The sequence below is a fragment of the Oerskovia enterophila genome (assembly GCF_001692445.1).
Lineage (GTDB): Bacteria > Actinomycetota > Actinomycetes > Actinomycetales > Cellulomonadaceae > Oerskovia > Oerskovia enterophila.
The window spans coordinates 21,524-36,003 of record NZ_MAQA01000019.1; the positions used below are offsets into that span (position 1 = coordinate 21,524).

A 14,480-nucleotide genomic window follows, 5' to 3' on the forward strand; every position below is an offset into this window, starting at 1 on the left:
CCTGCCGTGATGTCTGCCTGCGTCCCCCTGGACAACCCTCATTGGTCGCACTTCTGACAAACGATCTGCGCACCATACACCGGCCGACACGAGGGGTGTCCAGACGTCCGGTCGCCGCGCCCGGAGCGTGCCGCGAGGGACAGCCGTCCCATCGAGGTGGGGGGGTGGGTCGTCGGGCAACCGGAGCACGCGGTCGGCCGGAGGCCCGACGACGACGGGCCCGGTCCGTGCGGACCGGGCCCGTGCGCGGAGAGCGTGCTCTCGGGTGCGCTGCGACCTAGACGGGCGAGAGCCCGAGGCGGCGGCCGGCGAGCCCGCGGCTCCGTGTGGCGAGGTGCGTCGCGACCTGGCGCAGCGCGACCGCGGCCGGTGACGAGGGGTTCGTCAGCACGACAGGTGTGCCGGCGTCACCGGCCTCGCGCAGGGTCACGTCGAGCGGGACCTGCCCGAGGAGCTCGACGGGGCTGCCCGTCGCCTTCGACAGGTTCTCGGCGACCTTCGCCCCGCCGCCGGACCCGAACAGCTCGAGCCGGGACCCGTCCGGCTGCTCGAGCCACGACATGTTCTCGACGACGCCGAGCACGCCCTGCTGCGTCTGCGTCGCGATCGACCCCGCGCGCTCGGCGACCTCCGCGGCAGCGACCTGCGGCGTGGTGACCACCACGATCTCGCTCGACGGCAGGAGCTGGGCGACCGAGATCGCGATGTCGCCCGTGCCCGGCGGCAGGTCGAGCAGGAGCACGTCCAGGTCGCCCCAGTAGACGTCCGCGAGGAACTGCTGGAGCGCACGGTGCAGCATGGGACCGCGCCAGATCACGGGCTGACCCTGCGGCACGAACATGCCGATCGAGACGACCTTGACCCCGTGCGCGACGGGCGGCAGCAGCATGTTGTCCACGCGCGTCGGAGCCCGGTCCACGCCCAGCATGCGCGGGATCGAGAAACCGTAGATGTCGGCGTCGACCACGCCCACGTTGAGGCCGTCCGCGGCGAGCGCGACCGCGAGGTTGGCAGTCACCGACGACTTGCCCACGCCGCCCTTGCCCGAGGCGATCGCGTAGACCTTGGTCAACGAGTCCGGCTTGGCGAAGGGGATCTCGGGCTCGCCGACGCCCCCGCGCAGCATGGTGCGCAGCGCCGTCCGCTGCTCGGCGCTCATGACGCCCAGGTCGACGTCGACCTTCCCGACGCCCGCAACGGTCTGCGCGGCGGCCGTGACGTCCTTGACCAGGGTCGACTTCATGGGGCAGCCCGCGACCGTCAGGTCGATGCCGACCACGACGTGCGCACCCCCCGCGGCAGCCGCGTCGATGCTCACGTCGACCGAGCGCACCATCCCCAGCTCGGTCACGGGGCGCCGGATCTCCGGGTCCATGACCTGGGTCAGAGCCGTCCGGACGAGGTCCTCGAGTGCATCGGTCGTGGGTGTTGCGGAGCCGCCAGCCATGGCCCCATCCTAAGCGGGCGTCTAGCGTTCGAGGATGGACGCCCTCGCCTCGATCGCCCGTGACTCGGCACTCTTCCTCGACGCCGTCCGCGCGGCACGGCCGGACGCCCGCGTACCGGCCTGTCCCGAGTGGGGCGCGGCGGACCTGACGTACCACCTGGCCGAGGTGCAGGACTTCTGGAGCGCCGTCGTCGGGCCCGCGGAAGGGCGCGGGCTCGACGGCGACGACGTGCGCACCCTCCCGCGGCCCGATGACGACGGGGCCCTGCCGACGCTCGCTGCCGAGGCCACCGCCAGGCTGCTCGCCGCGCTCGCGGGCCGTGACCCCGCCGAGCCGTGCTGGTCGTGGCACGACGCGGGCCGCACCGTCGGGTGGGTCGCTCGCCGACAGGCGCACGAGGCGCTCGTCCACCGGGTGGACGCCGAGCAGACCGCCGGCCGGGACGTCTCGAGCGCCGACCCCGAGGTGGCCGCGGACGGGGTCGACGAGATCCTGCGCGTGCTGGTCGACGGCATCCCCGAGTGGGCGACCTTCACCCCCGACGGGAGCACGGTCGCTGTCGCGGTCGACGGCCCCGGCGAGACGCCCCGCTCGTGGGAGCTCGCGTTCGGGCGCCTCACGGGCACCGGACCCGAGTCGGGCACCGCGTACGACCTCGACTCGGCGCAGCTCGTGGACCTGCCGGGATCGACGACCACGCAGGTCTCGGGCGCCGCGTGGGACCTCGACCTGTGGCTCTGGGGACGCGGAGAGCGGGACGGTCTGGTCGTCCACGGGGACGCGGCGCTGGCGGACCGCCTGCGCGCGGTCGCTGGGCAGGAGACGCAGTAGGGCCCGTGCCCGTGCTGGCGAAGGTTCTCGAAGAAGGGCCGGCGGGCAGGCGGGGATCGTCCGTCCAGGAGCGGCACCGAGCGATGAGCTCGCGGGGCGCGGCGCTGTCACCCCTCGCGGACGAGGCGTGCGACGAGTCTGGAGTCCCGCAACGGGTCGGCCCACGGTTGGTCGAGGTGGCTCGGCGGGAAGAAGGACCTGTATCCGTGGACCTGTCGGAGCGTCCGGACCTCGGCCAGAGCCTCGAGATGCGTCATCCTGCCTTGTCGGCCGATCCGAAGCCATTGAAGGTCCTGATGGACGGCCAGCGGTCGCATGTCGATCTCCCGCAGCGAGCTGGGGCCGTCACCTGGAGGTTGCAGGCTCAGCGTCCTCAGGTGTGGCGCCCCTTGGAGCCCGGCGAGGGACTCGACCTCCACGTCGTGAAGCTCGAGGATCTCCAGAGCCGGCGCGTCGAGCCCGTGAAAAGAGACCTCTTGGCCCTCACATCCGACCCGCAAGTACTCGATTCCCTGACCGAACGGCAGGGCCGAGACCTCTCGGTCCTGCCAGCGGTCGAGGGCGAGCCAGCGCATCGTCTCACCGAACCGCCCAGGGTGCAGATTCTCCGCGCGCCCGACGAAGAACCGGAGACGTGGCAGATCTGCGGGGTCGACCTTGGCCGTGCTTCTCCCGGCGAGCTTGAGCACTTCCAGATGCTCGAACGACGAGCTGGGCAGGACCGCGGAGCCGATGTCCCACAGCTCGTGGTAGACGACGCCTGACAGGTCACCGAGAAAGGCGAGTCGGTCGGGCGACCGTCCCGATGTCGCCCGTCCGCAGAGGTTGACCGCCGTCACGCCCTCGTCGCGCAACATGTCGAGGTGACGGTCGGTGACCTTCTCGTTGCTGAAGAAGAGTCGGTACCGACGGCCCGTGTCATCGGGCTCTTGATCGGTGATGTACCACGTCATCGGGACCTCCTCGGGCGCTTCGTCCGCCGGGTCGGATCGAGGGGCTGCCACCGGGGCCGACCCGCCGGTCGTCGTCCTGCTCTGATCCGCCGTGTGCGCGTCAGCGCGGCTCGGGCGGGGCGTCCGCGCGGCGGGCTCCTCCCGAGGTCCGGCGTGCGTCGCGCGTCCCGCTCCGCGGTGGCTGCGCGGTCCGGGGGAGCGGCGAGTCGAGCCCCGGGCGCTCCGCCCCGTCGGCGCGGGCGGCCTCCGCGCGCTCGGTCTCCTTCTCGTCGAGCTCCTCGAGCAGGTTGCGGATCTCGGAGCGGACGAAGTCGCGCGTCGCGACCTCGCTCAGCGCGATACGCAGGGCCGCCATCTCCCGTGCGAGGTACTCGGTGTCCGCGAGGTTGCGCTCGCCGCGCTGGCGGTCCTGCTCGGCGCTCACGCGGTCGCGGTCCGTCTGGCGGTTCTGCGCGAGCAGGATGAGCGGTGCCGAGTAGGACGCCTGGAGCGAGAGCATCAGGGTCAGCGCCGTGAAGCCCAGCGCGGCGGAGTCGAACCGCAGGGACTCGGGTCCCCACGTGTTGAACCCGAGCCACAGGAGGCAGAAGACCGTCATGTAGAGCAGGAACCGCGGGGTGCCCATGAAGCGGGCGATGCCCTCGGAGATCTTGCCGAACGCGTCCTGCTCGACCCGCACGCGGGGCAGCAGGGTGCGGCGCGCGGCCTTGGGGGTGTCGAGGCGCTCAGCCACGGTGACCTCCTCGGCGGACGGGGAACGCGGACGACGCGGGGGTCTGGGTGCCCAGGCTCGTCTCCTCGGACTCGTCGTCGGTCTCGCGCCAGTCGTCCGGGAGCATGTGGTCGAGCACGTCGTCGACGCTGATGGCGCCCAGCAGGCGCTTCTCGTCGTCGAGCACGGGCAGTGCCAGCAGGTCGTAGGCCGCGAGCAGACGCGTGACGCGCCCGAGCGGCGCGTCGGGGCGCACCCACTCGATGTCCGAGTCGAGCACCGACCCGACCGAGACGTGCGGTGGTTCTCGCAGGAGCTTCTGGAAGTGCACGATGCCGAGGAAGCGGCCCGTGGGGGTCTCGAGCGGCGGGCGCACGACGAACACCATCGCGGCGAGCGCCGGGGGCACGTCCTTGCGGCGGATCTGGGCGAGCGCCGTGGCGATCGTGGTCTCGGGGCCCAGGATCACGGGCTCGGTCGTCATGAGACCGCCCGCGGTGTCCTCGCCGTAGGCGAGCAGGCGGCGCACGTCGCGCGCCTCCTCGGGCTCCATGAGCTCGAGGAGCTCGGCGGCCTGCTCCTGCGGGAGCTCGTGGAGGAGGTCGGCGGCGTCGTCGGGCTGCATGGCCTCCAGGACGTCGGCGGCGCGGTCGGTGTCGAGGCCGGAGAGGATCGCGACCTGGTCGTCCTCGGGGAGCTCCTCCAGGACGTCGGCGAGACGCTCGTTGTCGAGGGCCGTGGCGACCTCGAGGCGGCGCGTGTCGCCCAGGTCGTGCAGGACGTCGGCGAGGTCGGCCGGCTTGAGGTCGTCGTAGGCCGCGAGCAGGCGGGCGGCACCCTGGGTCTCGGGTGTGCCGGCGAGCCCCGTGACCGCGCCGATCTCGACCACGAACGCGTCGCCCCGCCGCCGGATGCCGAGCGCGTTGGGGGTCGTGTGACGGCGCACGAAGAGCTGGTTGACGAGCCAGTCGCCCGTGCGCTGCTTCTCGATCGAGAGGTCCTCGACGGTCGCGGAACCCGACCCGTCGACGAACTGCACGGTGCGGTCGAGGAGCTCGCTGACCGCGAGGGTCTCCATGGCGCGCTGCTCGAAGCGGCGCATGTTGACGAGCCCGGTGCTGATGACCTGCCCGGCGTCGATGCTCGTGACGCGGGTCAGGGGCAGGAACACGCGCCGTCGCCCGGGGACCTCGACCACGAGGCCCACCGCGCGGGGAGCCCCCTTGGGGCGGAGGAGGACGACGACGTCGCGCACGCGTCCGACCTGGTCACCGAGGGGATCGAACACCGCCGTACCGGCCAGGCGCGCGACGAAGACGCGGGTAGTTGCACTCACGTCGCAAGACTACGCACCGCCCGTCGGGGTGGCGCCCCGACGGGCCGGACGGCGCGGGCGGGCCGGGGAACCCGCGGACCGTGGCCAAGTCGTGACCTGATTTCTCGCGGAGACCACTGGACTAGACGAGTGCAACCTGCTTGAATCTGGAACCAACGAGGCGCAATCGATCATGATCTGTCATCCTTGGTGACGGAACGTGACGGAGCCCTCATCGCGGCAGAGCACCCTGCCGCGACACAGCTCGAGCAACACCTCAATGCAATGAAGCGGAGGAAGTACTCATGAAGAACCCGATCCGGCTCGTCAGCATGACGATCGTCGCGGGCCTCGCCCTCTCGGCGTGCGGCTTCGGCGGCGACAGCGGCAGCGACAGCACGGCGGCCGACGGCGCCACGACCCTGAACCTCCTGGTTCCCACCTACTCCGACCAGACGAAGTCGCTCTGGGAGGACGTGATCAAGGGCTTCGAGGCAGAGAACACGGACATCGACGTCAAGCTCGAGGTCCAGTCCTGGGACAACATCAACGACGTGGTCCGGACCAAGGTCCAGTCGAACCAGGCCCCCGATATCCTCAACATCGACGCCTTCGCCGGGTTCGTCGAGGACGACCTGCTCTACTCGGCGGACGAGGTCCTCTCGCCCGACACCGTCGCGGACTTCCAGGAGTCCTTCGTCGAGAACGCCTCGATCGACGGCACGCAGTACGGCCTGCCGCTCATCGCCTCGGCCCGCACCATGTTCTACAACAAGGACATCTTCGAGAAGGCGGGCGTCACGGCGCCTCCCACCACGTGGGACGAGCTCGAGGCCGCCGCGACCAAGATCTCGGCGCTGGGCGACGTGTACGGCTACGGCCTGCCGCTCGGCTCGGAGGAGGCCCAGGCCGAGGCCGGCATCTGGTTCTTCGGAGGCGGTGGCGGCTATGGCGACGCGTCGGAGATCACGGTCGACACCCCCGAGAACCTCGAGGCGACCCAGTTCTTCCAGAAGCTCGCCACGAGCGGCCTCACGCAGCCCGACGCCGGTGCGTCCGACCGCACGCCCCTCATCGACACGTTCATCCAGGGCAAGATCGGCATGATCGTCGGCCTGCCGCCCACGATCGGTCAGATCGCCGAGAAGAACCCCGACCTGAACTACGGCACCGCGCCGATCGCCACCAAGGACGGCTCGCCCGTGACGCTGGGCGTCGCCGACCACCTGATGGCTTTCAAGAACGACGGCAAGAAGCAGGACGCGATCAAGAAGTTCCTCGACTACTACTACACGCCCGACGTGTACGTGCCGTGGGTCGACGCCGAGGGCTTCATCCCCGTGACGAAGTCCGGCTCGGAGGAGCTCGCGACCAAGGAGTCCATCGCGCCGTTCCTCGCTCTCCTGCCCGACGCGCAGTTCTACCCGTCGACGAACCCGAAGTGGTCGGCCACCCAGGGCGCGATCCAGTCGCTCATCGGCCAGGTCGCGCAGGGCAAGGACGCAGCGGCGGTCCTCCAGGAGATCCAGGCCAAGGGCGACTCCTGACCCCGGACCGGTAACTGCCCGTCCAGCAGTCCCTGGTCCCCGCGGCACGGCCGGCTCGACCGGCCCGTGCCGCGGGGACCAGGGACCCGGCACCGAAGGACCTCGATGAGCTCGACCACCACCACCGCCCCGGCGCCCGCCGCCGGTTCACCCGAGCGGCCGCGCCGCTCGTTCCGGGAGCTGCTCTCCGCGCTTCCCTGGATCGGCCCCAGCCTCGCGCTGATCATCCTGATCGTCCTGTTCCCTGCGGGGTACATGGTCTTCAGCTCGACCCGAGACATCTCGCAGTCGGGCATCGACCGGGGGAGCGCCGGGTTCCAGAACTACCTGGACGTCTTCGCGATCCCCGCGCTGCCTCGCGTGCTCGCGAACACCGCGGTGTGGGTCGTCGCCGTCGTCGCCCTCACGGTCGTCCTGTCGCTCGCGCTGTCCAACTTCCTCAACAAGCAGTTCCCCGGCCGGCAGATCGTCCGCCTCGCGGTCATCGTGCCGTGGGCCGCGAGCGTCGTGATGACCACGACCGTCGTCTACTACGGGCTCCAGCCCAACTACGGCATCATCAACCAGTTCCTGGCGGACGTGGGCATCCTCGACAGCCCGGACTTCGGCTTCACCAAGAACGCGACGTCCGCGTTCGTCGTCGCGATCGTCGTCGCGGTGTTCGTCTCGCTGCCCTTCACCACGTACACGCTCCTCGCGGGGCTCCAGTCGATCCCGAGCGACGTGGTCGAGGCGGCACGCATGGACGGCGCCTCGCACCGGCAGGTCTACTTCTCGATCATCCTGCCGCAGCTCAAGCCCGCTCTCGCGGTCGCCGCGATCATCAACATCATCAACGTCTTCAACTCGCTGCCGATCCTGCGCCTCATGACGGGATCGATCCCGGGATACGACGCGGACACCACGACCACGCTCATCTTCAAGCTCATCCAGTCCGACCGCGCGGTCGACCAGGCGAGCGCGCTGTCGGTCGTGAACTTCGTGATCGTGATCGCGGTCATCGCGCTCTACATGCGCATCGTCAAGCCGATGAAGGGAGTGGACGAGTGAGCAACGGAGTCCTGACGCGCGAGCCGGACGCTCGCCCCGCGCAGCCCCTCAAGAAGCCGTCGAGGTATGCGACCGGGGGCCCCGGCTCGGGCGGGTCGATCCCCGGACGGGTCGTCGCGGGCATCCTCGTGGCGCTGCTCTTCCTGCTGCCCTACGGCATCATGCTGTTCGGCTCGCTCAAGAGCCGGGCGGAGATCCTGCGGATCCCGCCGACGTACTTCCCCGAGCAGTGGCACCCCGACAACTACGTCACCATGTGGTCCACCCCGGAGACGCCGCTCCCGCAGAACCTCGTCTCCACGATCGTCATCTCGGTCGCGGCGACGGTCCTGGTCCTGGTCGTGGCCCTGCCGGCCGCGTACTTCACGGCACGCTTCCGGTTCCCGGGGCGCATGGCCTTCCTGTTCCTCGTGCTGGTCACGCAGATGCTCCAGCCCGCAGTGCTCGTCGCGGGCCTCTTCCGGCAGTTCCTCGCGTTCGGGATCGTCGACACCTGGCTCGCGATGATCCTGGTCAACGCGGCCTTCAACCTGGCGTTCGCGGTGTGGATCATGCACAGCTTCTTCGCGAGCGTCCCGCAGGAGATCGACGAGGCCGCGCAGATCGACGGAGCGGGGCGGTGGGCGACGCTGTTCCGCATCAACCTGCCGTTGGTCTGGCCCGGTATCGTGACGGCGATCATCTTCACCTTCGTCGCTGCGTGGAACGAGTTCGCCGCCAGCCTCGTCATTCTCTCGACGGCCGGCAACCAGCCGCTGTCCGTGGCGCTGACGAAGTTCGTGGGTCAGTACGACTCGGCGTGGCAGTACGTGTTCGGCGTCTCGATCGTCGCCATCGTGCCTGTCATCATCCTCTTCGCGATCATCGAGAAGCGTCTCGTCGGAGGTCTGACCGCAGGGAGCATCAAGTGACACGCATCGAGGACGCGACCCACGAGCTCGGCGCCGCCGAGCCGTCGGGCGGACTCAGCAAGTCGGTCCGCTGGGAGCGCATGCTCGCGCTCCTGGCGGACCGCCGCCGGCTCTCCGTCACCGAGGTGGCAGAGCTGTTCGGCACCTCGGAGTCGACCGTGCGCCGGGACTTCGACCAGATGGCGGACCGGCAGCTCGCGCACCGCACCCACGGGGGGATCGTGGCGGCCTCGGTCGCCTACGGGCTTCCCGGCCGGTACGGCAAGCAGCTCGACGACCGTCAGCGCCTCGCGGAGGCGGCGGCCCACCTGGTCACGCAACGCCACGCTGACCAGGCCGTGATCGGGTTCAACGGCGGGCGCACCACGACCCTGGTCGCCAAGGCGCTCGGCGAGCTCTCCGACCAGGGGTCCGAGCACGCCGCCCGCAACGGCGAGCACGTCTACACGATCGTGACGAGCGCGCTCAACATCGCCGCCGAGCTCGTCCTGCGCCCGCAGCTGCGCACGGTCTGCCTCGGCGGCACGGCACGTGCCCAGTCCTACGAGCTGACGGGCCCCTTGGCCGTGAGCATGGCGCGCACCCTGTGGCTCGACGTGCTCGTGCTCGGCATGGTCGGCATCGACGCCCAGGCGGGCCTCACGTGCGGCGACCCCGACGAGGCCGGGGTCACGTCCGCGCTCGTCGAGCACTCGCGCCACGTGATCGCCGTCGGGACCTCCGACAAGGTCGGCGAGCGCTCGTTCGCGCAGATCTGCGACATCTCCCGGATCACCACGCTCGTGACCGACTCGGGAGCGACCGAGGAACAGCTCGCCCCCCTGCGGGACGCAGGCGTCGAGGTCATCGTCGTCTAGGACGAGCCCCCGCCGCTCCCGCCACACACGTCCGCACCACGACGGACGCCGGACCGCGCCGACCGCGCGACCCGGTGGCCACACCAGAAGGGTTTGACATCACCATGAGCACCTCCCACGTCAGCGTCGAGATCGCGAGCCAGCCCCAGGTCTGGCGCGAGGCGGCCCGCCTCGCGGCCGAGAGCGCCGCTGTCCTCCCGCAGCCCGGCGAGCGCGTCGCGATCGTCGGCTGCGGCACGTCCTGGTTCATCGCCCAGGCCTACGCGGCCCGCCGCGAGGAGCTGGGTCAGGGGGTCACGGACGCGTTCGCCGGCAGCGAGTACCCGGTGGGCCGTGAGTACGACCGCGTGGTGGCGATCACCCGTTCCGGGACGACCACCGAGATCCTGCACCTCCTCGAGGTGCTCGACGGCAAGCAGCGGACCCTCGCGATCGTCGGTGACCCGACCTCGCCCGGTGCGGGCGCCGCGGACGACGTGGTCGTGATGCCCTTCGCCGACGAGCAGTCCGTGGTCCAGACCCGGTTCGCGACGGCCGCGCTCACGCTCCTGCGTGCCGGACTCGGCGACGACATCGAGGCGCTCGCGACCGCAGCCGAGGAGGTCGTGGGCTGGGAGGTCCCCGAGGCAGTCCTGGCTCGCACCCAGTTCACGTTCCTGGGGCGCGGCATGGCCGTGGGGCTCGCGAACGAGGCGGGGCTCAAGATGCGCGAGGCGTCGCTCGCCTGGGCCGAGGCGTACCCGGCCATGGACTACCGCCACGGTCCCATCAGCATCTCCGATGAGACGAGCGCCGTGATCCTGCTCGGCGCCGAGGTCCCGGGCCTGGTCGAGGACATCGAGCGCACGGGGGCCCTCGTGGTGCGCTTCGACGAGGACGCGCAGCTCACGCTCGTGCGCTGCCAGCTCCTGTCTGTCGCGAACGCCGAGCGCAAGGGCCTGGACCCCGACGCCCCGCGTCACCTGACGCGCTCGATCATCCTGGAGGACTCGGCATCATGATGGTCGGGGAAGAGCAGCTCGCCTTCCCCGCCGTCCCGGACCTCTCGCCGTCGTCCCGTGGAGGGGCGGCGGCGGGAGCGACGGGGGCAGGCCTGCGCCCGGCGGTGATCGCGCTCGACGTCGGCGGGACCGACATCAAGTCCGCGCTCGTCGCGCGCGGCACCGACCCGGACGGGCTCGACGAGATCCTCGTCGAGCGGGTCACCCCCACCCGGGCGGCCGAGGGACCCGAGGCCTCGGTCGCCGCGGTCCTGGCGGCCGTCGAGGCCCTGCGCGCCGAGGTCCCTGCGGGCTACCAGGTCCGGGGCGTGGGGCTCGCGGTGCCGGGCACGGTCGACGAGGGGGCGGGCCTCGTGGTGAGCGCCGAGAACCTCGACTGGGTCGACCTGCCGCTGCGGCAGGTCGTCGCGGACGCGACGGGCCTGCCCGTCGGGTTCGGCCACGACGTGCGCGCGGGGGGCCTCGCCGAGGCCCGCCTGGGCGCGGGCCGCGGGGCGCCCGACCACGCCTACGTGTCGATCGGCACGGGCATCGCTGCGGCGGTCGTCCTGCACGGTCAGGTCTACGTGGGCGGCGGGTACGCGGGCGAGATCGGGCACGGTGGCGCGCACGGCGGGGCGCCGTGCCCGTGCGGCGGCACCGGGTGCGCGGAGACGTTCGCGTCGGCCGCGGGCATGGCGCGCAGCTATCGCGAGCTCACGGGCGCGACGACCGACGAGGTGCCCGGCTCCGCCGAGGTCCTGGCGCGCGCCCACGCGGGCGACGCCGTGGCTCGCGAGGTCTGGGACCGCGCGGTCGACCGCCTCGGCGAGCTCGTCGCCGAGATGGTCCGTGTCCTGGCGCTGCCCGTCGTGGTGATCGGTGGAGGGCTCGTGCGCGCGGGCGACGACCTCATGGTCCCGCTCGACGCCGCGGTGCGCTCGTACCTCACGATCCACCCGGCGCCCCGGCTCGTCCCGGCCACGCTGGGACCGGCGGCCGGCACGTACGGTGCGACGGTCCTCGCGTGGGACGCCGTGAGCGCGGCCGCGCTGGAGTCGCTGTGACGGGCCCCGGGCAGGTCCGCGTCCTGTGCCTCACGCCCAACCCCGCGTGGGACGTCACGTACGGGGTCGACCGCCTGGACCCGGGCGAGGCGCTGCGCGTCCGGTCGGTCGCCGCCCGCGCGGGCGGCAAGGGGGTCAACGTCGCGCGCGTCGTGCGCGCGCTGGGCGGGGACTCGGTCGCGGTCGCCCCCGTGGGTGGCCTCCTCGCACCGGCGTTCGCGGCGGACCTCGAGGCCGCGGGCCAGCCCGCGTCTCTCGTGCCGGTCGCGGGCGCGCTGCGGCAGGCGGTCGCGGTCGTCCCCGAGCACGCGGGGCCCGACGACGGAGGTCACCCCACGGTCCTCAACGAACCGGGGGCCGTGCTCAGCGAGGAGGAGTGGGGCCTGCTCGTCCGTACCGCGGTCGCCCGCGCGGCGGACCGTCCGGTCGTGACGATCTCCGGCTCGCTCCCACCGGGCACGACGCAGGCCCGTTTCACCGACCTGGTGCGCTCGCTGCGCGAGGCCGGCTGCCCGGTCCACGCCGACGTCTCGGGGCCGGGCCTGCTCTGGGCCGCCGAGGCGGGCGCCGACCTGATCAAGCCCAACCGCGCCGAGCTCGCCGAGGCGACCGGGACGCACGACCTGACCCAGGGCGTGGCCGCGCTCCAGGCGCTGGGCGCGCGGGACGTCGTCGTGACCGACGGTGAGAAGGGGCTCGCGGCGTTCGCGCCGGGCTCCACGGCCCCTGCGGCGAGGGCCCGGCTCGACGCCCCCGTGCACGGCAACCCGACGGGAGCCGGCGACGCCGCCATGGCGGCCCTCGCGGTGAGCGTCGGACGGCCCTGGGCCGAGCGCCTCGCCCTGACCGTCGCCACGTCGGCCGCAGCCGTGCTGCAGCCGGTCGCGGGCGAGGTCGACCCCGAGGACGTGCGGCGGCTCGCCGACCGCGTCCTGACCGAGAACGTGAACGACACCCCGAGAACCACGGAGGACTGAATGCCGCTCGTCACCGCCAGCCAGCTGATCGACCGAGCCCGCGCCGAGCGCCGGGGGGTCGGCGCCTTCAACGTGATCCAGGTCGAGCACGCCGAGGCCTTCGTGGCCGCGGCCGCACGCGCCGGCACGGGCGTCGTCCTGCAGATCAGCCAGAACGCCGCGAAGTACCACGGCGGGCTCGAGCCGATCGCGCTCGCGACGCTCGCGATCGCCCGTGCGTCGAGCGCACCCGTCGTGGTGCACCTGGACCACGCCGAGGACCGCGCCCTCGTGAGCGAGGCCATCGAGCTGGGCATGGGCTCGGTCATGTACGACGGTTCGGCCCTCGACTACGAGGCGAACGTCGAGGCGACCGCCGACGTCGTGCGCGAGGCCCACGCCCGCGGGGTCTTCGTCGAGGCCGAGCTCGGCAAGGTCGGGGGCAAGGACGGGGTGCACGCCCCGGGCGTGCGCACCGACCCGACCGAGGCCGTCGCGTTCGTCGCCGCGACCGGCGTCGACGCGCTCGCGGTCGCGGTCGGCTCGTCGCACGCCATGACCGATCGCACGGCCTCGCTCGACTTCGAGCGGATCGCCGAGCTGCGGGCGGTCGTGCCGGTGCCCCTCGTGCTGCACGGGTCCTCGGGCGTCGCCGACGCCGACCTCACGCGTGCCGTCGAGGAGGGGATGACCAAGATCAACATCTCGACCCACCTCAACAACACCCTGACGCGGGCGCTGCGCACCTATCTCGAGCAGAACCCGACCGTCGTCGACCCGCGCAAGTACCTCGGTGCGGGCCGCGACGCGATGCGCGACGAGGTCGTGCGGCTGCTGGGTGTGCTGAACGCGGCCTGACGGGTTCTCCCGGGAGGCCGAGGGGCGTCGTCGGGGGAGAGGGTGCCGGCCCTCTCCCCCGACGTCCGCCCTCTGCCCCGGTGATACCCCCTGAGTGAACGCCCTCGCCTCCTGCCGACTTGTACGGGAGACTGGGCAGATGAGCATGACTCGTCCCAATTCCGCGCCCAAGGTCCCGACGCCGCCGAGCGGGGAGCAGATCGCGTCCTACGCGACCTACCTCGAGGCGCAGAAGGCCGTCGACTACCTCTCCGACAACAAGTTCGCCGTCGAGTACGTGACCATCGTCGGCACCGACCTGCGCATGGTCGAGCGCGTCATGGGCCGCCTCACGTACGGTCGGGTGGCGCTCGCGGGCCTCGCGTCCGGTGCGTGGTTCGGCCTGTTCGTGGGCCTGCTGCTCTACATGTTCAACAGCGGCGGCGGCCTGATGCTCGCGGCGATCGGACTGGGTGCGGGCTTCGGCCTGCTGTTCTCGGTGCTGTCGTACTCGCTCACGGGCGGCAAGCGTGACTTCACCTCGTCGAGCCAGATCGTCGCCTCGTCGTACTCGCTGCTGTGCCTCGCGGAGCGCGCGGGCGACGCACGCCGCCTCCTGTCCCAGATGCCCGACGGCGCCGCGGCCATCGCGCGCCAGGTCCCGCCGGTCGCGGGTCCGCCTGCGCAGCCGGGCCAGTGGGGCCAGGCTCCCGGCCAGCAGCCGGGGCAGACGTGGGGGACGCAGCAGCCGACGGCCCCGCACGCTCCGGCTCCCGTCGCGACGCCGGTCCAGCCGGCCGACGCGCCGGCCCAGCCGGCACCTCCGGTCAGGACGCCCGACCCGCGCTGGACCACGCCCTCGGGCGCGCCGCGCTACGGGGCCATGCGCAGCGACCTCACGCCGCCCGCTCCTGCCGACGGCGCGCCCGCCGAGGGGCACCCCGCCCCGGCGACCGACGCCCAGGCTGCGGCCGACGGCGCGACCGACGAGACGTCGTCGGGCACGCGGTAGGTTC

General features: G+C 72.0%; 14 protein-coding genes. 10 read left to right on the top strand and 4 right to left on the bottom strand.

Annotated elements, in window-relative coordinates; genetic code table 11:
* Positions 1-277 precede the first annotated feature (277 nt).
* Positions 278-1,447 (bottom strand): Mrp/NBP35 family ATP-binding protein, encoded by a 1,170-nt coding sequence (locus OERS_RS09370; RefSeq protein ID WP_068625566.1) that lies wholly within the window; start codon positions 1,445-1,447, stop codon positions 278-280.
* A 34-nt stretch (positions 1,448-1,481) separates the two neighbouring features.
* On the opposite strand from OERS_RS09370, the gene OERS_RS09375 reads away from it, so the two are divergent.
* Positions 1,482-2,279, top strand: a complete 798-nt coding sequence (locus OERS_RS09375; RefSeq protein ID WP_068625567.1) for a maleylpyruvate isomerase N-terminal domain-containing protein — start codon at positions 1,482-1,484, stop codon at positions 2,277-2,279.
* A 107-nt stretch (positions 2,280-2,386) separates the two neighbouring features.
* Here OERS_RS09375 and OERS_RS09380 read toward each other — a convergent pair whose 3' ends face one another.
* The 3 genes from OERS_RS09380 to OERS_RS09390 all read right to left on the bottom strand — a co-directional run bounded on the left by OERS_RS09380 (position 2,387) and on the right by OERS_RS09390 (position 5,280).
* The gene (locus OERS_RS09380) at positions 2,387-3,232 is read right to left on the bottom strand and encodes a hypothetical protein (RefSeq protein WP_068625568.1); all 846 of its coding nucleotides are present in this window, start codon (positions 3,230-3,232) and stop codon (positions 2,387-2,389) included.
* Positions 3,233-3,332: 100 nt separating this feature from the next.
* Positions 3,333-3,965: a DUF1003 domain-containing protein gene (locus tag OERS_RS09385; protein ID WP_068625569.1), complete on the bottom strand. Its 633-nt coding sequence runs from the start codon at positions 3,963-3,965 to the stop codon at positions 3,333-3,335.
* On the bottom strand, positions 3,958-5,280 hold the full coding sequence (locus OERS_RS09390) for a magnesium transporter MgtE N-terminal domain-containing protein (RefSeq protein WP_056647690.1): 1,323 nt from the start codon (positions 5,278-5,280) through the stop codon (positions 3,958-3,960). Before OERS_RS09390 ends, OERS_RS09385 begins: the two co-directional genes overlap by 8 nt.
* A gap of 284 nt (positions 5,281-5,564) precedes the next feature.
* Between OERS_RS09390 and OERS_RS09395 the strand changes: the two genes are divergently transcribed.
* The 9 genes from OERS_RS09395 (at position 5,565) to OERS_RS09435 (ending at position 14,476) form a co-directional block, all read left to right on the top strand.
* Entirely contained in the window at positions 5,565-6,806 is a 1,242-nt protein-coding gene (locus OERS_RS09395; protein ID WP_056647694.1) for an extracellular solute-binding protein, read from the top strand.
* 105 nt (positions 6,807-6,911) lie between these two features.
* Positions 6,912-7,856 carry a carbohydrate ABC transporter permease gene (locus tag OERS_RS09400; protein WP_056647697.1) on the top strand — a complete coding sequence of 315 codons (945 nt, stop codon included), beginning with the start codon at positions 6,912-6,914 and terminating at the stop codon, positions 7,854-7,856.
* Positions 7,853-8,767 carry a carbohydrate ABC transporter permease gene (locus OERS_RS09405; RefSeq protein WP_231907683.1) on the top strand — a complete coding sequence of 305 codons (915 nt, stop codon included), beginning with the start codon at positions 7,853-7,855 and terminating at the stop codon, positions 8,765-8,767. The genes OERS_RS09400 and OERS_RS09405 overlap by 4 nt, the downstream gene beginning before the upstream one ends.
* Complete coding sequence (locus tag OERS_RS09410; protein WP_231907682.1) at positions 8,764-9,624, top strand: DeoR/GlpR family DNA-binding transcription regulator; 861 nt, start codon at positions 8,764-8,766, stop codon at positions 9,622-9,624. Before OERS_RS09405 ends, OERS_RS09410 begins: the two co-directional genes overlap by 4 nt.
* 104 nt (positions 9,625-9,728) lie before the next feature.
* Positions 9,729-10,625, top strand: coding sequence for an SIS domain-containing protein (locus OERS_RS09415; protein WP_068625570.1), 897 nt, complete (start codon positions 9,729-9,731; stop codon positions 10,623-10,625).
* A complete protein-coding gene (locus OERS_RS09420; protein ID WP_197487018.1) occupies positions 10,622-11,671 on the top strand; it encodes an ROK family protein in 1,050 nt (349 codons plus the stop codon). Before OERS_RS09415 ends, OERS_RS09420 begins: the two co-directional genes overlap by 4 nt.
* Positions 11,668-12,648, top strand: coding sequence for a 1-phosphofructokinase family hexose kinase (locus tag OERS_RS09425; protein WP_068625571.1), 981 nt, complete (start codon positions 11,668-11,670; stop codon positions 12,646-12,648). The genes OERS_RS09420 and OERS_RS09425 overlap by 4 nt, the downstream gene beginning before the upstream one ends.
* Entirely contained in the window at positions 12,649-13,485 is an 837-nt protein-coding gene (locus OERS_RS09430; RefSeq protein ID WP_056647705.1) for a class II fructose-bisphosphate aldolase, read from the top strand.
* A 139-nt stretch (positions 13,486-13,624) separates the two neighbouring features.
* On the top strand, positions 13,625-14,476 hold the full coding sequence (locus tag OERS_RS09435; RefSeq protein ID WP_068625572.1) for a general stress protein: 852 nt from the start codon (positions 13,625-13,627) through the stop codon (positions 14,474-14,476).
* Positions 14,477-14,480: the final 4 nt, after the last annotated feature.